The sequence below is a fragment of the Bacillus cereus group sp. Bc031 genome, from assembly GCF_027716265.1.
Taxonomy (GTDB): Bacteria; Bacillota; Bacilli; order Bacillales; family Bacillaceae_G; genus Bacillus_A; species Bacillus_A paranthracis.
Map to the genome: position 1 here is coordinate 1 of NZ_JAQFUL010000089.1, position 19,562 is coordinate 19,562.

A 19,562-nucleotide genomic window follows, 5' to 3' on the forward strand; every position below is an offset into this window, starting at 1 on the left:
CTGTTGAATACAGAAATCATCTTCTTGATGCCGCCTAACTTTTTTTAAAATGTCCTTTACAAAGGGTACGGATTACCATGATGGTTCCCTTTTTTCTGTTTTTTTAGATAAATAATGGTATAGTAAGAAAAAGGGAATGTTCCTTATAAAAGCGAATGTATACAACAGGACATACGGACAAAAGAATTAGGTGGTTGAAGAAATGAAAATTTTACTGATCATGGAAGATGCAGAAGAGCGAAGAAGTTTAGTTGAAAAATTTACTGAAAATATAAGGAATGTAGAATGTTTTGAAGCAAATACAGGAACAGAATCATTATTTATGATGAAGAAGCATACACCAGATTTTGTTTTTTTAAATTCAAAATTACTAGATGGAACGGGTTTTGAATATGCGAGTTTATTACGAGAAGTAAATTGTTATACGAAATTTATTTTTATGGGTGAAGATATAGAAGAGTCCATTACAGCATTTCGTTTTCAAGCAGTTTATTATTTACTACGCCCATTTCGCGAGGAAGATTTGCAATTCCTTTTATATAGAATGGCTAAAGAGCAAGGTGAGAAAGCAAAGAGCTATTTGCGTAAACTACCGATAGAAGGTCAAGAGGGGATTCGGTATATTTTCCCTGAAGATATTGTATATGTAAGCAAAAATAAGGAAAACAAAACAGTTTCAATTTATACAACAAATAATCAGTATATTTCAACATATACACTCCAGGAGCTAGAAAATAAGCTAAATGCATATGATTTTTTACGTGTACATAAAAGTTATTTAATTAATATGTCATATGTAAAAGAGTTAAAGCCTTACTATAATGGCACATATAATCTGTATTTAGATAAATATGATGAGCAACCGATTCCAGTAAGTCGTAATTATGTGAAACGACTTCGAAATAAAATTGAATTATAGCAGATAATGCGAATTTTTTAACATGATAAACTAAAAATCCTTCATGATAGGGAGGATTCAAGTTAAATATTCAGAAAATTTAGTACAATCCCACTAAGAAATAGTATTGGGGGGATTGTATGTGAGAACATTGAAGTCGATTTTACTTTGGGGAGTTATTGCAGCAGTAGGAGCCGGGGCTTTTGGTGTAATAGCTTTATCACAAGGTGAAACTATTAATGCTGTATGGCTCTTAGTAGCTGCGGTATGTGTGTATGCAGTTGCTTATCGCTTTTATAGTAGATTTATAGCGAGAAAGGTATTCGGTTTAGATAATAATCGACAAACGCCAGCTCATACATTAAATGATGGAAAAGATTATGTTCCGACAAATAAATGGGTATTATTTGGGCATCATTTTGCAGCAATCGCTGGGGCTGGTCCTTTAGTAGGACCGATTTTGGCGGCACAAATGGGATATTTGCCAGGGACAATATGGATTATTGTAGGGGTAGTTGTCGCCGGAGCTGTGCAAGATTTTGTCATTTTATTTGCTTCGATGAGACGTAATGGTAAATCTCTCGGTGAAATGATTAAAGATGAGATTGGTCCTGTTACAGGACTTATTGCAATGATTGGTATTTTAGGCATTATGATTATTTTATTAGCGGTATTAGCATTAGTAGTAGTAAAGGCGCTTGTCGGAAGCCCTTGGGGAATGTTTACGATAGCAGCAACGATTCCTATTGCTATTTTAATGGGAGTATATATGCGCTACATTAGGCCTGGACGGGTTGGTGAAGGGTCAGTAATTGGAATTATCCTACTTATACTGTCTCTTATTGGAGGGCAGTATGTAGCGGAAAATCCAGCGCTTGCAAGCATATTCACGTTTAGCGGAGAAACAATTGCTATAATGCTTATTGTATATGGATTTATCGCATCGGCATTACCAGTTTGGATGCTTTTAGCACCACGTGATTATTTAAGTACATTTTTAAAAGTCGGAACAATTGTAGGATTAGCAATCGGTATTTTAATTGTAGCACCAGATTTACAAATGCCAGCAGTTTCAAAATTTATTGATGGAACTGGTCCTGTGTTCTCTGGAAACTTATTCCCGTTCTTATTTATTACTATTGCTTGTGGTGCAGTATCTGGATTCCATGCTCTTGTTTCATCAGGTACGACGCCGAAGATGATTGAGCAAGAGGGACACGCACAGCCAATCGGTTATGGAGCAATGTTAATGGAGTCGTTTGTAGCAGCCATGGCGATGATTGCAGCTTGTGTATTAACACCGGGAACGTATTTTGCAATTAATAGTCCTGCAGCACTTATCGGTACAGATGTCTCGCAGGCAGCTCAAGTTATTTCCTCATGGGGATTTGCTATTACACCAAATGAACTAAAAGATCTCGCTGTAAACGTTGGAGAGCAAACGATTTTATCACGTACAGGTGGTGCACCAACGTTAGCGATAGGTATGGCATATATTTTCTCACAAGTAATAGGTGGAACGGCCATGATGGCATTTTGGTATCATTTTGCGATTCTCTTTGAAGCACTATTCATTTTAACAACAATTGATGCTGGAACGCGTGTCGGCCGATTTATGATTCAAGATATTTTAGGGCATGTATATAAGCCATTTGGGAAAACGGATTCTACATTAGCGAATGTAATAGCTACAACGTTATGTGTATTAGGATGGGGTTATTTCTTATATCAAGGGGTAGTTGATCCGCTTGGTGGAATTAATACATTATGGCCACTTTTCGGTATTGCAAATCAAATGTTAGCAGGTATTGCATTATTACTTGGAACGACAATTTTATTCAAAATGGGAAAAAAGGCATATGTTTGGGTGACGCTTATTCCAACTGTCGGATTGCTTATTGTAACGATGACAGCGGGGTATCAAAAGCTATTTCATGAAAACCCTAAAATAGGATTTCTATCCCACGCAAAGGTGTTTCAAGGAGCGTTAGATGAAGGGAAAGTGTTAGCGCCAGCTAAAAATGTTGCCCAAATGAAGCAAATTATTTTCAATGATTATATTGATGCGGCACTTTGTGGGATTTTTATGATCGTTGTAATCGCTGTATTAATTTCTGCAATTCGAATTTGGATTCAAGTATTAAGAAATAAGCCGATGCCGCTAAAAGAGGCACCATATATCCCTAAAGATGAAAGTGAGTCGAGGAACTATGCTTAAAAGACTACGGCAAGTATGGGGACAAAGGAAACACTTTATTAGCTTACTTGTTGGGGTACCAAGCTATGAAACATATGTAGAGCATATGAAAAAGCATCATCCAGAAGAAGAAGTTGTATGTCAAAAACAATTTTTTGCAGAAGCGCAAGAAGCTAGATTTAATGCAAAGGGTGGAAAAATATCACGCTGTTGTTAATGAGAAGGACGAATTTGCGTCCTTTTTATTTTTTTGCTGTTTCACGTGGAACAGCAAAAAATATATAAAAAACTTTGGGAATTATAGGCATTTCGTATACAATAAAATAAGGAAAGGGATAGATAGAAAAGTAGGGAGATTATTTTATGTTAAGGGACTTATTTGTAAATACAACAATTATTCTTTCCTTTATTTTTATTGGAGGTCAGCTTTTAAGAGATAAACCGTTAAAAGAAGAGTTCTCTTTTTGGCAGAAATGTGTAGTTGGTATTTTTACTGGAATATTAAGTGTACTGTTGATGTATTTTGGTGTACATATTGAAAATATTATGTTGGATCTACGTTATTTAGCAGTTATTTTGGCAATTATAATCGGAGGGCCGATAGCTAGTAGTATAACAGTTACGATTATTTTAATTACCCGATTATTTTTAACCGAGTACTCTTTAGCCTCTGAATTGGCTTGTTATACTATTGTATTGATAGGTATTGGGGTTACTTTCATTTGGCGGATGAAAGTTTCTATGTTTACAAGATGGACCTGGTTTAATGTATATAGTTTATTTATTTTAGCGGTGCCACTTTCTATGCTGTTTAAGGATATGTCTATAGTAGCATTATATTTAGTTTGTAGTAGTGTTGCAGCATATATCACATTTATAAGCGCGAATTATGTATTGCAATCCAATGAGTTATTTCAAAAGATGAAGCAATATGCAACGATAGATGCATTGACAGGGTTAGGAAACGTAAGGCAGTTTGATTTAGAAATGAATCATCATATTGGTAATAAGCGCATGAAAAATGATTCACTTTGTTTACTACTTATAGATATTGATCATTTTAAGTCTGTAAACGATACGTACGGGCATCCTGCAGGAGATGAAGTATTAAAACAAATAGGGCGTATTTTACGAGAAGTTTCAATGTTTCCAGATTTGGCTTTTCGAAAGGATGGAGAGGAGTTCGCGCTTCTTATACCGCAGAAGGGATTAGCTTACGGAATGCGTATGGGGGAACAAGTTCGCGCAGCTGTTGAAAAACATTCATTCCAATTGTTAGATGGAACAAAAATAAAAATTACAGTTTCAGTAGGGATTTCAGTATATGAACAATCACCAGAGCAATTTATTCAAGCTGCTGATGATGCATTATATTACTCCAAAAGAAATGGTAGAAATCAGGTTAGTTCTGCATCTTAAAGATAAGATGACCAGAAGAGCTTATAAATAAAAACACCCACAGAGAGGGAAAATACACACTCTGTGGGTGTTTTTATTTATAGGTTAGACAAGCTCTTTTGATACAACGAATTTACGATATGCACCGTGATGTGTTGGGCCTACGTATTCGTTGATCTTGAATGAATAACGGATAGCAGCTGTGATAAATTCTTTAGCAGTTTTTACTGCTTCTTTCACAGGTTTTCCTTTTGCAAGTTCTGCTGTAATTGCAGCAGAATATGTGCAACCTGCGCCGTGTGTATTTGTCGTATCAATTTTTTCTGATTCTAGAATGTCGAATGTCTCTCCATCATATAGGACGTCGATTGCAGTTTCGGTACCAAGCTTGCTACCGCCTTTAATTAGGACATACTTCGCACCTAAAGCATGGATTTTTTTCGCTGCTTCTTTCATGTCTTCAAGAGAATTAATCTTTACGCCACTTAATTGGTAAGCTTCAAATAAGTTTGGTGTGACAACTAATGCCTTTGGAACAAGAACGTCACGTAAGCAATCATTCGTTTCAGGATGTAATGCTTCATCAGCACCTTTACATACCATAACAGGGTCAACTACTACATTTTTGAAATTATGTTTTTCGATTGTTTCTGCAACCATTTCAATAATTTCTACTGATCCAAGCATACCTGTTTTTAAAGCATCTACGCCAACGCCCTCAATTGTCGTTTCTAATTGTGGTTTTAATGTAGAAGCTGGGATGGGGAATACGTTATGTGCCCAACCGTTATGTGGATCCATCGTTACGATTGTCGTAAGAGATGTCATTCCGTACACACCAAGTTCTTGGAATGTTTTTAAATCTGCTTGTATACCAGCACCGCCACTTGTGTCAGAACCAGCGATAGTAAGTGCTTTATTTAATGTCATTATGAAAAGCCCCCTCAGGTGATATAATGAAAACTATGTTTTCACCATTATATCAATGTTACGAATAAGTACAAAGTGAAAAGTAGATGATTTATGTTAGGAACTATGTAAAATCTTGTATGTAGGAGACGAATTATGTTTCAAGAGAATCGTACAAATGAATTAGTTATATTAAAAGAGATTGCAGAAACACTAAATACATCAAATGATACATATCATGTATTGCAAGCAGTACTAGAAAAATTGCTGAGTGTAACAGGTTTAACGACAGGATGGATATTTCTTGCGGATGAAAATGGTAGGTATACAAAATTAATTGATTATCAATTACCAGAGGCACTTACATATGAAAACAAACGTCCGATGTGTGAAGGGGAATGTTGGTGTTTACGTGGCTTTGTGGATGGAAAATTAGAACGAGCTGTTAATATTATTGAATGTAAAAGAATTAATAATGCAATTGAATATAATTGGGGAGATACAGAAGGAGTTCTTCATCATGCTACTGTTCCTTTAAAGGCTGGAGGAGAAAAATTTGGTTTGTTAAATGTGGCAAGCCCAGGTAAAACATATTTTTCAGAAGAAGAATTAGTATTGCTTCAATCAGTTGCCTTCCAAATTGGAACGGCTTTAAAACGAGCAAAGTTATATGAAAATGAAAAGCGAAGAGCACATTATTATGTGAAATTAGAACGGTTCATTCAAGTTTTAAGAACGATTCATCAATTTAATATATTGCCTGAAAAAGTTGTAGATCAATTAGGTGAAGTGTTTCAGTGGAATCAAGTCGCATTCTTTATTAGGGAAGAGAAAGAATTATCCTTGCGGGCATCTTATTGCCAGGAAGAATGGCAGGAGGATATAAAAGAAGCGGCGAAAGAAGCGTTAGAAAAAGGTGAACCTATTTTATTAAACGATCAAATCAGTCATAAAAATTCCTCTAATAGGACGGTTATCGCCACCCCAATACAGATTCAAACTCACATATTTGGTGTTTTATGTGTTAGTTCAAATAATGGTGAATTTGATGTAAATACGTTAGATGTACTTCAAGCAATAACAAATCATATTTCTTTCGTGATAGAAAATTTAAGGTTAAATGAGCAACGACGTGAACTCGTACGAATGGAAGAAAGAAATCGATTAGCAAGGGACTTACATGACTCCGTTTCACAAAAGCTATTTTCGTTAACCTTTATGACAAAAGGCGCTGAGGCGGTTTTAAAAGGTCAAAACGAAAAAGTGGATCGATCTTTGCATGACATGCGTGAACTAGCGCAAGGAGCTTTAAAAGAAATGAGGACATTAATTTGGCAATTACGTCCAGCGGGTTTGGAGAAAGGATTATTACCAGCTTTAAAGCAATATGGTGAAAGTTTGGGATTGAAAATTCGAGAACAAGTTACAGGTGTCCGTGATTTGCCACGCGTAGTAGAGGAAGCGCTATGGAGAATTGGACAAGAAGCTTTAAATAATGTAAGTAAGCATGCAAATGTTAGAGAAGCGACGATTTATTTCAAAGTGACGGAGAAGAATGTATCATTAGAAATAGTCGATCAAGGAACCGGCTTTGTAGAAAAGGATATAAAAGAGAAGAAATCACTTGGCATGACTACGATGCGAGAAAGAGTAGAATTAGTCGGTGGAACAATTAAAATTGTAAGTAATAAGAAAAGGACAAGTGTAAAAGTAAACGTACCATTATGATGTGAAAATGAGGGAAGTTTGTGAAAATAAAAGTATTGTTAGTTGATGATCATACAGTCGTTTTAAAAGGATTAGCATTTTTCTTAAGTACACAGGAAGATATAGAGTTAGTTGGAGAAGCAAGTAAAGGGAAAGAGGCACTAATGAAAGTAGGGGAGACGAATCCTGATGTTGTACTAATGGATTTATATATGCCCGAAATGGATGGTGTTGAGGCGACAGCGTGTATTAAAAAAGAATACCCGGATGTGAAAGTAATTGTATTAACTAGCTTTTCTGATCAGGCGCATGTGTTACCAGCATTAAGGGCTGGAGCAAGCGGGTATATTTTAAAAGATGTAGAACCGGATCAGCTTGTTGAGGCTATTCGAAGTGCATATAAAGGTAATATTCAATTACATCCTGATATAGCAAATGCTCTTCTCTCTCAAACATTACCTGTAGAAGAAAAGGAAGAAGAGCCTTCTATTCAAGTGGATGTGTTAACAGCGAGAGAATATGAAGTATTGCAGCTATTAGCGAAAGGGATGAGTAATAAAGAAATCGCTTCTGTTTTAGTTATTACGGAAAAAACGGTAAAAGCTCATGTAAGTAGTATTTTGAGTAAGTTGAATTTATCTGATCGTACGCAAGCAGCATTATATGCAGTAAAAAATGGAATTGTATAAGACGAAAGTCGTAAGACCTAGTTCGCCTTTAGAAGGTGGACTTTTTTTATGGAAAAATACGTCTATGTGAGGACGAAATTGTCTTGATATAAAGATAAAATATGTTTGTAAGCAACAAAACAACAATTACAAGGGATACCTTTTTTGAAAGCATATAACAACAGAAGAGTTAGTACTAGGAGGAAAACATAATGACAAAAGTTTTATTCGTAAAAGCAAACAACCGTCCAGCGGAACAAGCAGTTAGTGTAAAATTATATGAAGCGTTTTTAGCAAGTTACAAAGAAGCGCATCCAAACGATACAGTAGTAGAACTTGATTTATATAAAGAAGAATTACCATATGTAGGCGTAGATATGATTAATGGTACATTCAAAGCTGGTAAAGGGTTTGATTTAACTGAAGAGGAAGCAAAAGCAGTAGCAGTTGCTGATAAGTATTTAAATCAATTTCTAGAAGCTGATAAAGTCGTTTTCGGTTTCCCATTATGGAACTTAACGATTCCAGCGGTACTACACACATATATTGATTATTTAAACCGTGCTGGTAAAACGTTTAAATATACGCCAGAAGGTCCAGTTGGTCTAATTGGAGATAAGAAGATTGCATTATTAAACGCACGCGGTGGCGTATATTCTGAAGGTCCAGCAGCAGAAGTAGAAATGGCTGTTAAATATGTAGCAAGCATGATGGGCTTCTTCGGCGCAACAAACATGGAAACAGTAGTTATTGAAGGACATAACCAATTCCCAGATAAAGCAGAAGAAATCATTACAGCTGGTCTTGAAGAAGCAGCTAAAGTAGCAAGTAAATTTTAATTGAAAATAGAATCGTCACTCAAAAAAGTAGCATTAACAGATAAACGTTAATGCTACTTTTTTATATTTTAAGTTCGTCAGCTAGTTTTTCTAACTGAATTCGATCTTGTATGTAATAGGTTCTTCCATCTTTCTTTAAGTAATTTTGTTGGCAAAATTGGTTCAATGCATATAAAAGGTGACGGTAGCTAAAATTTAAGTATTCCGAAACCTCAGTATGTTTTTCTATATAACTGTTATTTTGTTCTGTTAATAGAATAAACGCCGCTAATCGATTTTCGAACGGATAACTATTATTTTTAGCATAACTTTCTGTTCGGGTAATGGTTTTCTCACCGATAAATTTGCATAGTTTCTGTAGAAAGGTAGCATCTTGTAACAAAAGATGCTGACAATCTTTAAGAGGAAGCGCTAAGCATATACACTCTTCAATTACTTCCACCGTTTTCGTAACAGATTCTACGCCAATTAATCCTAATTCCCCAATGAACGAAGGTGCCTGAATAAAGTTAATCAAGGAGACCTTTCCGTTTTTGTGACTCATATATATTTTTGCTTTCCCAGAAATTAAGTAATAAAGATAAGGAACATCGACCCCTTCATTACATATCTTTTCTCTCTTCTGAAAGGAATGTAGTTCAGCATATGGTAAGATATCAAAAGAAAAAAGAGTATGGAAATTGTAAGTTTGTATGTAATGAGAGATTTCTTCGTTATTTCTGCTGACTTTCATGTTTTCACCTCATGTTTAGTATGAGATATCTCCTATTATTTTTACAAGAAAGAATGATACGATTTACGTAAATTTGTTTTTGTAGAAAAGAGAGTGTGAAGGGCTTATGAAAAAATATAAAACATTATTATTCGATGTAGATGATACATTGTTGGATTTTCAAAAGGCAGAAAGATCGGCATTACGTATGCTTTTTGAAGAGAAAGGGATGTCTCTAACTAGCGAGATTGAAGCGCAATATAAAAAAATTAATAAAAGTCTTTGGACTGCTTTTGAAGAAGGTGAAATAAATCGTGATGAAGTTGTAAATACACGATTTTCAATTTTGTTTAAAGAATACGGGGAAGAAGTAGATGGGATATTATTCGAAAATAATTATCGCAGTTACTTAGAAGAAGGAAATCAGCTCATGGAAGGTGCTTTACAATTTATAAATCAAATTCAAAGTGAGTACGATTTATATATAGTGACAAACGGTATTTCTAAGACGCAAGATAAACGATTACGTAATGCAGGGTTACATGCCTTGTTTCAAGATATTTTCGTTTCTGAAGATACAGGTTATCAAAAGCCGATGAAAGAGTATTTTGATTATGTTTTTGAAAGGATTCCTAACTTTGTTCCTGAAGAAGGGCTCATTATTGGGGATTCGTTAAGCGCTGATATGAAAGGTGGATATGTAGCGGGAATTGATACTTGTTGGTTTAATCCAGAAAGGAAATTAAATGATAGTGGGATTATACCGACATATGAAGTGCATAATTTTGAGGAGTTATATGCATTATTGAAGCAACATGTGTAATGAGAATAGGCAGTGGAACTTTTGTCCACACTGCCTATTTTTTTAATTTGTAGTTTCGTTATGTTTTGGAAGTGGAAATGCATTTCCGATAGTAGCTGCCCCAAGCATTGGTAATAGTAAATTAAGCGGAGGTTTTAAAAGGTCTTTTTCAAATGGATATAGAATATATTTCTTTTGTTATGTACATTAAGTTCTTTGTATTTAATTTAGAACATTCAGAAAAACCAATTGACATTAGGAAATTATTGCTATAAAATCAACGGTAATTGCATAGTCTTATCAAGAAAAGGTGGAGGGACAGGCCCGATGAAACCTTGGCAACAGCCGTATAACGGAATTGTGCCAAATCCTGCAGGTAATAACCCTGAGAGATAAGAAAGAGCCTTTAGAGCGTGTTTTCAAACTGCTCCTTTCTTGTTTTCAGGAAAGGGGCAGTTTTTTATTTTGTATAAAAGAAAGGAGAATAAGAGATGGGAGAATCATGGGGGAAAGGAACGATTTGTGTGCAAGGTGGCTATACGCCAAAGAATGGTGAACCGCGTGTTTTACCGCTTTATCAAAGTACAACGTATAAATACGATACTTCAGATGATTTAGCAGCGCTATTTAATTTAGAGGCAGAAGGATATATCTACACGCGTATTGGAAATCCTACTTTAGCTGCATTTGAGCAAAAGCTGGCGGATTTAGAAGGTGGTGTAGGTGCTGTTGCAACGGCTTCTGGGCAAGCTGCTATTATGCTTGCTGTTTTAAATATTTGTAGTAGCGGAGACCACTTGCTTTGTTCTTCCACAGTTTATGGCGGGACGTTTAATTTATTTGGAGTGAGTTTGCGTAAACTTGGTATCGATGTTACATTCTTTAATCCGAATTTAACTGCTGATGAAATTGTGGCCCTTGCTAATGATAAGACGAAACTCGTTTATGCAGAATCGCTAGGAAATCCAGCGATGAACGTTTTAAATTTCAAAGAACTTTCAGATGCAGCGAAAGAGTTGGAAGTACCTTTTATCGTGGATAATACATTAGCAACTCCTTATTTATGCCAAGCATTTGAACATGGAGCAAATATTATCGTTCATTCTACGACGAAATATATTGATGGTCATGCAAGTTCGTTAGGTGGCATTGTAATTGACGGAGGGAACTTCGATTGGACAAACGGGAAATATCCTGAACTAGTTGAACCGGATCCAAGTTATCACGGCGTAAGTTACGTTCAAAATTTTGGCGCAGCAGCTTATATTGTGAAGGCACGTGTTCAATTATTAAGAGACTACGGAAACTGTATGAGCCCATTTAATGCGTATATTAGCAATATCGGCTTAGAAACATTGCATTTACGAATGGAGCGTCATAGTGAAAATGCTCTTGCAGTTGCTAAGTGGCTCGCTGATCATGAACGTATTGAATGGGTGAACTATCCGGGATTAAATAGTAATGAAAATTACTCGTTAGCACAAAAGTATTTGAAAAAAGGTGCTAGTGGTGTTTTAACATTCGGCATTAAGGGAGGATTAGAAGCAGCAAAAGAATTTATTTCAAATGTAAAACTAGCAACTCTCGTAACGCATGTGGCTGATGCGCGAACTTGCGTTATACATCCTGCTAGTACAACGCATAGACAATTAAGTGCCGAAGATCAGCGCTTAGCTGGCGTCACATCAGATTTAATTCGTTTATCAGTTGGTATAGAAGATGTTTCGGATATTATTGCAGATTTAGAAGCAGCGCTAGTCGGAGGCAAACAACATGCCGATCATAATTGATAAAGATTTGCCAGCTCGCAAAGTGTTGCAGGAGGAAAATATTTTTGTAATGACAAAAGAGCGAGCAGAAACACAAGATATCCGGGCATTGAAAATTGCTATATTAAATTTAATGCCTACAAAGCAAGAAACAGAAGCGCAATTACTTCGTTTAATTGGAAATACACCGTTGCAATTAGATGTTCATTTACTTCATATGGAATCGCATTTGTCTCGTAATGTTGCACAGGAACATTTAACGAGTTTCTATAAAACATTCCGTGATATTGAGAATGAGAAATTTGATGGACTCATTATTACAGGAGCACCAGTTGAAACCCTTTCTTTTGAAGAGGTAGATTATTGGGAAGAGCTTAAACGTATTATGGAGTATTCAAAAACGAATGTAACATCTACGCTTCATATTTGCTGGGGGGCACAGGCTGGTTTGTATCATCATTATGGCGTTCAAAAGTATCCTCTTAAGGAAAAAATGTTTGGTGTATTTGAACATGAAGTTCGTGAGCAACATGTGAAATTGTTACAAGGGTTTGATGAGTTATTTTTTGCCCCGCATTCTCGTCATACGGAAGTACGAGAGAGTGACATTAGAGAAGTGAAGGAGTTAACGTTATTAGCCAACTCTGAGGAAGCGGGCGTTCATCTTGTTATTGGGCAAGAAGGAAGACAAGTGTTTGCGCTCGGTCATAGTGAATATAGTTGTGATACGTTAAAGCAAGAATACGAACGAGATCGTGACAAAGGGTTAAATATTGATGTGCCGAAAAACTATTTTAAGCATGATAATCCAAATGAGAAGCCGCTTGTAAGGTGGAGAAGCCATGGAAATCTATTATTCTCTAATTGGCTAAATTATTACGTGTATCAAGAAACCCCTTATGTATTATAAAAAAAGATTGTGTCGCACGTGGCAACGTTTTCTTTGTAAAGATTAACTTTTATTTTTCCGAATGTTCCAAAAACATTGTTTTTCAGATTTTTTACTCATATAATTTCATCTAAACACAATTTTTGAGGGGTGGACAGTATTATGAAAGAAATTCAAGTTGGCTTATTAGGTCTTGGGACAGTTGGTAGCGGGGTAGTTCGTATCATTACAGATCACCAAGAGCGACTTATACACCAAGTAGGTTGTCCTGTAAAAGTAACGAAAGTGCTAGTACAAAATATTGAAAAAGAGAGAGAAGTAGAGGTACCTTCTACTCTATTAACGCAAAATGCAAATGAAATTTTAGACAATCCAAACATTGACGTTGTCATCGAAGTAATGGGTGGCATTGATGATGCAAAAGCATATATTTTGCAAGCTTTACAAAGCGGGAAGCATGTTGTGACTGCTAATAAAGATTTAATGGCGTTACATGGAGCGGAACTATTAGCGGTAGCAAAAGATAATAAAGCAGATTTGTTTTATGAAGCAAGTGTAGCCGGAGGGATTCCGATTTTACGAAGTATTGTAGAGGGACTTTCTTCAGATCTTATTACGAAAGTAATGGGAATTGTAAATGGAACGACAAATTTTATTTTGACGAAAATGTCAGATGAAGGGAGAGCATATAACGACGTGTTAAAAGAAGCCCAGCAACTTGGATTTGCAGAAGCGGATCCAACATCAGATGTAGAAGGTTTAGATGCAGCAAGAAAAATGACAATTTTGGCTACCCTTGGTTTCTCTACAAATGTAGAGCTTGGAGATGTGAAGGTAAAAGGGATTACTTCTATTACAGAGGAAGATATCGAATACAGTAAGAGTTTAGGTTACACGATTAAACTAATCGGTCTTGCGAAGCGAGATGGTGAAAAATTAGAGGTTACAGTTGAACCGACTTTACTTCCAAATACACATCCTCTTGCGGCCGTGCAAAATGAATATAACGCTGTATATGTGTATGGTGAAGCAGTTGGAGAAACGATGTTTTATGGACCAGGTGCAGGAAGTTTACCGACAGCAACAGCTGTTGTTTCCGATTTAGTAGCTGTAATGCAAAATATTAGATTAGGGGTAACAGGAAATAGTGCTGTAGTCCCGCAATATCAAAAAGTATTAAAAGAGCCAGACGAAATTGTTGTGAAGAAATTTTTAAGACTTCATGTGAAAGATGAAATTGGTGTATTTGCAAAAATTACTTCGTTATTCTCTGAGCGTGGCGTTAGCTTTGAAAAAATTATTCAAATGCCACTTGAAGAGAAAGGAAAAGCTGAAATTGTAATTGTAACGCATCGTGCGTCTCTTGCTGATTATGATTATATTCTACATACGTTGCAAGGGTATGAAGAAATAGATTGTGTGAAGGCAAATTATCGAATTGAAGGAGATGCGAAGTAGCATCTCGTATCATAAAACAGAAAGAGCCTATTAAGCAGCTTGCTTAATAGGCTCTTTTCTATTTAAAACCTTCGTACCAACTTGAATAAATGCTTGTATAATCCAGCCTGTTGTAAAGGATAAAATGATTGTCCCAAAATAGATAGGTCCATCTAATAAGAAGCTTAATGTTAAAAATAAGAATGCTAACGAAATTTCCGTTCTTCTAAATGTCCATTTCTTTTTCTCAGCAACTGTTAAAACGAAGGCTTCTTGAGGTGCTGCACAAAGATTTGTAGAGACGTAAAGACCAATTCCAGCTCCAACGAATAGATTTCCCCAAATAAGTGTTATATATTTTGGAAGAGAACGGATAGCGTCCATAATAGTTGTAATGGAACCGATCCAATCAACAAAAAGAGAAATAAGAACCATTGTTACAATTGTACCAATCGTAATTTGTTTTTTATTCCAAAAGAGTACGATAAGGGTAAAAGCAAAGTTAATCATGAAAATCCAAAAACCGATACTTATCCCGAAATTTTGATATAGTGCAATAAAGAAGGAATCATAAGGGCTAAGTCCAAAGGAAGTAATTGTCGTCATCATATTAATGCCGATGGCGAGAATAAGTAGACCGCTAATGAAAAATATATGTTCTAATTTGAGTCGAAACATAGTTGTATATCCTTTCAAAAAGTATTTGCTAGGAAAGGATATATTGTGGAAAGCTTACCAGGTCAAGGGAGAATTTTTGTGAGAAGGGGAAAATGAGATGACGAATATAAGAAAGATTGCTGAACTTGCTGGGGTATCTGTTTCAACTGTTTCACGTGTACTAAATAATCATCCATATGTGAATGAACAGAAGCGAAAAGAAATTTTAGCAATTATAGAAGAATTAAACTATACGCAAAATGTGAATGCAATTCATTTAGTGAAAGGAAAAACGAATGTAATTGGCGTTTTATTACCGCACGTTAATGATCAATATTATAGTGCCATTATTGAGGGAATATCAAAGGAAACAGCAAAGAATAATTATAATATGATGCTTTGTCAGACGAATTATAGCGAGGAAAGAGAATTAGAAATTTTGAATATGTTAAAAATGAAAAAGCTTGATGGGGTTATTATATGTTCTCGGGCAAATAGTAAGGAGAAGCTTGAAGAATATACGAAATTCGGCCCGATTGTTATGTGTGAAGAAATAGATTCAAAATGCATTTCAAGTGTACATGTTGATTACTATAAAGTGTTTTCACAAGGGATGAAAAACTTAATAGATGCTGGTCATACACGTATTGGGTATTGCATTGGAAGAAGTAATAGCATTAATAGCCAGAGAAGAAAACAAGCATATGCGGATTCACTTCAACAGATTGCTGAAAAACCGATAGGAACTTGGAAGTTTGAAGGCTGTTTTACGGTGGAAGATGGGCGTAATGTAATTAGGGAGTGGGCCTCTATGTCAGTAAAGCCAACTGCGTTTCTTGTATCTTGTAACCATATTGCAGCGGGAATGGTAACGGAGGCGAAAAAACAAAGAATTTGTATTCCAGAAGATGTTACGATTATCGGTTGTGATGATCAAGATGTAGCAGACATTTTAGGCATTACGACGATTTCATATTCTAGTAAAAATGTTGGCGTGAAGGCATTTGAATTATTATATGAAAAGATTAATGATGAGCAAATAGATGTAAAGCACGTAGAGTTATTGCCAGAATTCGTACAAAGGGAAACAACATAATAGATAAGGTATGAAAATCGCTTTTCAAAATTGCGTTTGGTATAATTATGGACAATCTATGAGGGCTAAAAGGGGTTTTGATATGAGATCAAAAGTAGTAAAAGTAATTCTACTCATTACAATTGCATCTTTCTGTTTATTTGCATATGGCTTTGTTTCAGGTGTAAATGATGTATTAAATCCGAAAGCTTCAAATTTAATTAAAAAGACCGATGTAGTGGCAAAAGAGAAAAAGAAAACGGGAACGTTACAAATCGTCAGTTTAGGTGATTCATTGACGCGTGGCGTTGGTGATAAAGAAGGAATTGGCTATGTTGGGCGAATGAAAGAGGATTTACAAAAAGATTATAAGCAAAAAATTGCATTAACAAATTTAGCAGTTAGTGGTGCAAAAATGCCCGATTTATTAAAACAAATTGAAAGTAGTGGCGCTCAATATTCAATTAAACAAGCAGATGTAATCGTTTTAACGATTGGAGGAAATGATTTATTTCCAGGCTGGGAATCGCTTGGAAAGATAGATTTAGAAACATATCGTCCTGATACAGAAACATTCCAAAATGAAGCGAAGAAAATTATAGAAGAAATTCGTAAATTAAATACAGATAGCCCTATTTTTTGGCTAGGTTTATATAATCCTTTTGAAGATGTAGAAGATTTAAAGGGGGCTTCAAACATTGTTGTAGACTGGAATGCATCTTTAGAAAAATTAGCGGTAAATAATAAAAATGTGTATATTACGCCGACATTTGATTTATTCCAAAACCGTGGGAAAGATTTATTATACTCCGATCATTTTCATCCGAATGAAGTAGGGTATACATATATGGCGGACCGATTAGTTCAAAATGTAGCAAGTAAATTAAAACTAGAACAAGGAGGGATAAAATGACGACGATACTTTCCGTACGAGACTTGAAGAAGGTAATTGGAAAGAAGACTCTTGTAGAGAATATTTCCTTTGATGTAAAGCAAGGAGAAGTGTTCGGATTCTTAGGACCAAATGGTGCTGGAAAGACGACTACCATTCGAATGTTAGTCGGATTGATTAAGGCGACAGAAGGTACGATTTCTATCGGTGGTTATTCGATTAAGGAAAATTTTAGAGAAGCGATGCGTCAAATTGGGAGTATCGTTGAAAACCCAGAGTTGTATACATATTTAACGGGATGGGAAAATTTAAAGCAATTTGCTCGTATGTTAGGTGATATATCAGATGAACGTATTATTGAAATTGCTGAAATGGTTCATTTAGATGAAAGAATTCATGACAAGGTAAAAACGTACTCACTTGGTATGAAACAACGACTTGGAATTGCGCAGGCGCTCCTTGGGAATCCAAAATTGCTCATATTAGATGAGCCAACGAATGGTTTAGATCCAGCAGGGATTAGAGAACTTAGGGAATTTATACATAAGCTTGTAAAAGAAGAAAATATGAGCGTGTTTATTTCAAGTCATTTGCTAAGTGAAGTGCAAATGATATGCGATCGCGTTGCTATTATTCATAAAGGAAAGATGATAACAGTTGCCAAGGTTGAAGAATTAATTAAAACAGCAAGTGACCGCGTAGAATGGATTGTTACGCCGATTGGGAAGGCAAAAGATATGCTAGAAGATGCTGAGGAAGTAAGAGAAGTGAGTATAGAAGGTGATCGATTACTATGCCGTATGAATATCGCATCTATAAGTAATTGGAATAAACATTTTGTAGAAAACGGGATAGATGTACATAGTGTTAAGGAACTTGTATTTACGCTAGAAGATTTATTTATTGAACTCACAAGGGGTGAGCAGCATGCGTGAATTTGCGAATCTAGTTTTAAACGAATCGGAGAAGATTTATCGTAAGAAGCGTATTTTTGTTGTTATGCTTATTTTAGCAATCTTAATCCCGCTCTTCGTGTATGCGCAGTATCGTGAAATAGAAACAACACAAAAAAGGCTAGGTACAACGGATTGGAAAGTTTCGCTGCAGCAACAAATCGTTGATTCTCAAAACCGTTTGAACAATTCTAGGTTGCCAGAAGAATGGCGTGATTGGTTAAAGGTAAGAGTTGAGCAGCAACAATATTATTTAGATCATGATATTAACCCGATGGCACCGGGCGCACCAACTTTTGTAAGGGCGTTTATTGAGCAAGGAATTACATTATTTATTCCACTTCTCGTAATGATTGTCGCCATTGATATTGTTTCAGGAGAACGAAGTGATGGAACGATGAAGATGTTACTTACGCGGCCGATTCGGCGCTGGAAAATACTCCTTAGTAAATACGTAACGATGTTATTTTTCATTTCGCTCATACTGCTCCTTGTAGGTGTGTTTGCTTACGTATTATCAGGGCTTGTATTTGGATACTCGGGATGGAATTTACCTGTTTTAACTGGATTTGTTATTGATAAGGAAACGTTAAATACGAATTTTGTACATCTTATTCCGCAGTGGCAATACATCCTAATGGCGTATGGACTAGCCTGGTTTGTTGCTATCGTTGTCGGAACTATATCATTTATGGTCTCTGTTTTAATTCGTAATACACCAGCTGGTATGGGCGTTATGCTAGCTGCATTAATTGCAGGCGGTATTTTAAGCTCGTTCGCAACATCTTGGGAAGGTGCGAAATATATTTTTAGTGTGAATTTATCATTAACAGATTATCTATCAGGAAAACTACCTGCATTACAAGGTTTATCGATGGAGTTTTCTTTAATGAATTTAACGGTTTGGGCAGTTGTTTCCCTTATCATTTCATTTGTAGTATTTACAAAACAGGATATGGTGAATTAATTAGACGGGAAGTGAAAGCATGGAAAATGTTTTAAAAAATGATTGGGGGCCATTATTGGCACCAGAATTTGAGAAAGAATATTATCGTAAGCTAGCTGATTTTTTGAAAGAAGAGTACAGTACACATGTTGTTTACCCAAAGAAAGAAGATATTTTTAACGCTCTAGAGTATACAAGTTATGAAAATACAAAGGTCGTTATTTTAGGACAAGATCCATATCATGGACCGAATCAAGCGCATGGTTTAAGCTTTTCTGTGCAACCCGGTATTAAAACGCCACCGTCGTTGTTAAATATGTATAAAGAACTTCGAGATGAATATGGGTATGATATTCCAAATAACGGTTATTTAGTAAAGTGGGCAGAGCAAGGCGTTTTATTATTAAATACTGTATTAACAGTTCGACAAGGTGAAGCAAATTCTCATAAGGGAAAAGGATGGGAGCATTTCACAGATCGCGTAATTGAGCTATTAAATGAACGTGAAAAGCCAGTTATTTTCATATTGTGGGGACGCCATGCACAGGCGAAGAAAAAATTAATTACAAATACGAAGCACCACATTATCGAATCTGTACATCCAAGCCCACTATCAGCAAGACGTGGTTTCTTCGGAAGTAAGCCATACTCTAAAGTAAATACGATTTTAGCTAATATGGGCGAGAGGGAAATTGATTGGGAAATTCCAAATTTGTAAATAAAAAAGGTAGTTAACAGTCTAATCCGTACCCTTTGTAAAGGACATTTTAAAAAAAGTTAGGCGGCATCAAGAAGATGATTTCTGTATTCAACA

19 protein-coding genes and 1 riboswitch are annotated in these 19,562 nt (G+C 35.8%); of the genes, 16 read left to right on the forward strand and 3 right to left on the reverse strand.

Translation table 11 applies throughout. The annotated features are described in order from the left end of the window. The first annotated feature begins 202 nt into the window (after positions 1 to 202). From PDQ33_RS24015 to PDQ33_RS24030, 4 genes are all read left to right on the forward strand, one after another. Entirely contained in the window at positions 203 to 919 is a 717-nt protein-coding gene (locus tag PDQ33_RS24015; protein ID WP_270394116.1) for a LytR/AlgR family response regulator transcription factor, read from the forward strand. Between the two features lie 121 nt (positions 920 to 1,040). Next, positions 1,041 to 3,116: a carbon starvation protein CstA gene (gene cstA / locus PDQ33_RS24020; protein WP_262724324.1), complete on the forward strand. Its 2,076-nt coding sequence runs from the start codon at positions 1,041 to 1,043 to the stop codon at positions 3,114 to 3,116. Further along, the gene (locus PDQ33_RS24025; RefSeq protein ID WP_000919824.1) at positions 3,109 to 3,312 is read left to right on the forward strand and encodes a YbdD/YjiX family protein; all 204 of its coding nucleotides are present in this window, start codon (positions 3,109 to 3,111) and stop codon (positions 3,310 to 3,312) included. The genes cstA and PDQ33_RS24025 overlap by 8 nt, the downstream gene beginning before the upstream one ends. A 146-nt stretch (positions 3,313 to 3,458) precedes the next feature. Then, positions 3,459 to 4,514, forward strand: a complete 1,056-nt coding sequence (locus tag PDQ33_RS24030) for a GGDEF domain-containing protein (RefSeq protein WP_270394113.1) — start codon at positions 3,459 to 3,461, stop codon at positions 4,512 to 4,514. An 84-nt stretch (positions 4,515 to 4,598) separates the two neighbouring features. On the opposite strand, the gene pdxK is transcribed toward PDQ33_RS24030, so the two are convergent. Further along, on the reverse strand, positions 4,599 to 5,423 hold the full coding sequence (gene pdxK / locus PDQ33_RS24035) for a pyridoxine/pyridoxal/pyridoxamine kinase (RefSeq protein WP_000174249.1): 825 nt from the start codon (positions 5,421 to 5,423) through the stop codon (positions 4,599 to 4,601). Between the two features lie 135 nt (positions 5,424 to 5,558). Between pdxK and PDQ33_RS24040 the strand changes: the two genes are divergently transcribed. The 3 genes from PDQ33_RS24040 to PDQ33_RS24050 all read left to right on the forward strand — a co-directional run bounded on the left by PDQ33_RS24040 (position 5,559) and on the right by PDQ33_RS24050 (position 8,616). Further along, complete coding sequence (locus PDQ33_RS24040; RefSeq protein ID WP_270394112.1) at positions 5,559 to 7,130, forward strand: GAF domain-containing sensor histidine kinase; 1,572 nt, start codon at positions 5,559 to 5,561, stop codon at positions 7,128 to 7,130. Positions 7,131 to 7,150: 20 nt separating this feature from the next. After that, entirely contained in the window at positions 7,151 to 7,798 is a 648-nt protein-coding gene (locus PDQ33_RS24045) for a response regulator (protein ID WP_270756747.1), read from the forward strand. 191 nt (positions 7,799 to 7,989) lie between these two features. Beyond that, positions 7,990 to 8,616 carry an FMN-dependent NADH-azoreductase gene (locus tag PDQ33_RS24050; RefSeq protein WP_000170050.1) on the forward strand — a complete coding sequence of 209 codons (627 nt, stop codon included), beginning with the start codon at positions 7,990 to 7,992 and terminating at the stop codon, positions 8,614 to 8,616. Between the two features lie 61 nt (positions 8,617 to 8,677). Here the strand turns inward: PDQ33_RS24050 and PDQ33_RS24055 are convergent, their stop codons facing one another. Continuing rightward, positions 8,678 to 9,349: a transcriptional regulator YeiL gene (locus PDQ33_RS24055; protein ID WP_270756746.1), complete on the reverse strand. Its 672-nt coding sequence runs from the start codon at positions 9,347 to 9,349 to the stop codon at positions 8,678 to 8,680. 106 nt (positions 9,350 to 9,455) lie between these two features. Between PDQ33_RS24055 and PDQ33_RS24060 the strand changes: the two genes are divergently transcribed. The 4 genes from PDQ33_RS24060 (at position 9,456) to PDQ33_RS24075 (ending at position 14,246) form a co-directional block, all read left to right on the forward strand. Beyond that, positions 9,456 to 10,151, forward strand: a complete 696-nt coding sequence (locus PDQ33_RS24060; RefSeq protein WP_270394107.1) for a YjjG family noncanonical pyrimidine nucleotidase — start codon at positions 9,456 to 9,458, stop codon at positions 10,149 to 10,151. Between the two features lie 273 nt (positions 10,152 to 10,424). Beyond that, positions 10,425 to 10,529, forward strand: a riboswitch (SAM riboswitch). Between the two features lie 92 nt (positions 10,530 to 10,621). Continuing rightward, positions 10,622 to 11,920, forward strand: a complete 1,299-nt coding sequence (locus PDQ33_RS24065) for a bifunctional O-acetylhomoserine aminocarboxypropyltransferase/cysteine synthase (RefSeq protein WP_000504757.1) — start codon at positions 10,622 to 10,624, stop codon at positions 11,918 to 11,920. After that, positions 11,904 to 12,809: a homoserine O-acetyltransferase MetA gene (gene metA / locus PDQ33_RS24070; RefSeq protein ID WP_001121522.1), complete on the forward strand. Its 906-nt coding sequence runs from the start codon at positions 11,904 to 11,906 to the stop codon at positions 12,807 to 12,809. Before PDQ33_RS24065 ends, metA begins: the two co-directional genes overlap by 17 nt. A gap of 141 nt (positions 12,810 to 12,950) precedes the next feature. Further along, the gene (locus PDQ33_RS24075; protein ID WP_087950802.1) at positions 12,951 to 14,246 is read left to right on the forward strand and encodes a homoserine dehydrogenase; all 1,296 of its coding nucleotides are present in this window, start codon (positions 12,951 to 12,953) and stop codon (positions 14,244 to 14,246) included. Between the two features lie 30 nt (positions 14,247 to 14,276). On the opposite strand, the gene PDQ33_RS24080 is transcribed toward PDQ33_RS24075, so the two are convergent. After that, positions 14,277 to 14,903, reverse strand: coding sequence for a YczE/YyaS/YitT family protein (locus PDQ33_RS24080; protein ID WP_270394105.1), 627 nt, complete (start codon positions 14,901 to 14,903; stop codon positions 14,277 to 14,279). Positions 14,904 to 15,000: 97 nt separating this feature from the next. On the opposite strand from PDQ33_RS24080, the gene PDQ33_RS24085 reads away from it, so the two are divergent. The 5 genes from PDQ33_RS24085 to PDQ33_RS24105 are packed head-to-tail and all read left to right on the forward strand — an operon-like array spanning position 15,001 to position 19,466. After that, positions 15,001 to 15,978, forward strand: coding sequence for a LacI family DNA-binding transcriptional regulator (locus tag PDQ33_RS24085; protein ID WP_270756742.1), 978 nt, complete (start codon positions 15,001 to 15,003; stop codon positions 15,976 to 15,978). 10 nt (positions 15,979 to 15,988) lie between these two features. Further along, the gene (locus PDQ33_RS24090; protein WP_270394102.1) at positions 15,989 to 16,870 is read left to right on the forward strand and encodes an SGNH/GDSL hydrolase family protein; all 882 of its coding nucleotides are present in this window, start codon (positions 15,989 to 15,991) and stop codon (positions 16,868 to 16,870) included. Further along, positions 16,867 to 17,784 (forward strand): ABC transporter ATP-binding protein, encoded by a 918-nt coding sequence (locus tag PDQ33_RS24095; protein WP_000207715.1) that lies wholly within the window; start codon positions 16,867 to 16,869, stop codon positions 17,782 to 17,784. Before PDQ33_RS24090 ends, PDQ33_RS24095 begins: the two co-directional genes overlap by 4 nt. Further along, positions 17,777 to 18,769 (forward strand): ABC transporter permease subunit, encoded by a 993-nt coding sequence (locus tag PDQ33_RS24100; RefSeq protein WP_001206495.1) that lies wholly within the window; start codon positions 17,777 to 17,779, stop codon positions 18,767 to 18,769. The genes PDQ33_RS24095 and PDQ33_RS24100 overlap by 8 nt, the downstream gene beginning before the upstream one ends. Before the next feature lie 19 nt (positions 18,770 to 18,788). Then, positions 18,789 to 19,466, forward strand: a complete 678-nt coding sequence (locus PDQ33_RS24105; protein WP_000432535.1) for a uracil-DNA glycosylase — start codon at positions 18,789 to 18,791, stop codon at positions 19,464 to 19,466. Positions 19,467 to 19,562: the final 96 nt, after the last annotated feature.

Excerpts from the sequence above, each read along its gene's own strand:
- PDQ33_RS24100 (WP_001206495.1), top strand. The coding sequence starts at position 17,777 with ATGCGTGAATTTGCGAATCTAGTTTTAAACGAATCGGAGAAGATTTAT.
- PDQ33_RS24105 (WP_000432535.1), top strand. The coding sequence starts at position 18,789 with ATGGAAAATGTTTTAAAAAATGATTGGGGGCCATTATTGGCACCAGAA.
- PDQ33_RS24065 (WP_000504757.1), top strand. The coding sequence starts at position 10,622 with ATGGGAGAATCATGGGGGAAAGGAACGATTTGTGTGCAAGGTGGCTAT.
- PDQ33_RS24080 (WP_270394105.1), bottom strand. The coding sequence starts at position 14,903 with ATGTTTCGACTCAAATTAGAACATATATTTTTCATTAGCGGTCTACTT.
- PDQ33_RS24015 (WP_270394116.1), top strand. The coding sequence starts at position 203 with ATGAAAATTTTACTGATCATGGAAGATGCAGAAGAGCGAAGAAGTTTA.
- pdxK (WP_000174249.1), bottom strand. The coding sequence starts at position 5,423 with ATGACATTAAATAAAGCACTTACTATCGCTGGTTCTGACACAAGTGGC.
- PDQ33_RS24040 (WP_270394112.1), top strand. The coding sequence starts at position 5,559 with ATGTTTCAAGAGAATCGTACAAATGAATTAGTTATATTAAAAGAGATT.
- metA (WP_001121522.1), top strand. The coding sequence starts at position 11,904 with ATGCCGATCATAATTGATAAAGATTTGCCAGCTCGCAAAGTGTTGCAG.
- PDQ33_RS24030 (WP_270394113.1), top strand. The coding sequence starts at position 3,459 with ATGTTAAGGGACTTATTTGTAAATACAACAATTATTCTTTCCTTTATT.
- PDQ33_RS24090 (WP_270394102.1), top strand. The coding sequence starts at position 15,989 with ATGAAAATCGCTTTTCAAAATTGCGTTTGGTATAATTATGGACAATCT.
- PDQ33_RS24095 (WP_000207715.1), top strand. The coding sequence starts at position 16,867 with ATGACGACGATACTTTCCGTACGAGACTTGAAGAAGGTAATTGGAAAG.
- PDQ33_RS24055 (WP_270756746.1), bottom strand. The coding sequence starts at position 9,349 with ATGAAAGTCAGCAGAAATAACGAAGAAATCTCTCATTACATACAAACT.
- PDQ33_RS24060 (WP_270394107.1), top strand. The coding sequence starts at position 9,456 with ATGAAAAAATATAAAACATTATTATTCGATGTAGATGATACATTGTTG.
- PDQ33_RS24050 (WP_000170050.1), top strand. The coding sequence starts at position 7,990 with ATGACAAAAGTTTTATTCGTAAAAGCAAACAACCGTCCAGCGGAACAA.
- PDQ33_RS24085 (WP_270756742.1), top strand. The coding sequence starts at position 15,001 with ATGACGAATATAAGAAAGATTGCTGAACTTGCTGGGGTATCTGTTTCA.
- PDQ33_RS24075 (WP_087950802.1), top strand. The coding sequence starts at position 12,951 with ATGAAAGAAATTCAAGTTGGCTTATTAGGTCTTGGGACAGTTGGTAGC.
- PDQ33_RS24025 (WP_000919824.1), top strand. The coding sequence starts at position 3,109 with ATGCTTAAAAGACTACGGCAAGTATGGGGACAAAGGAAACACTTTATT.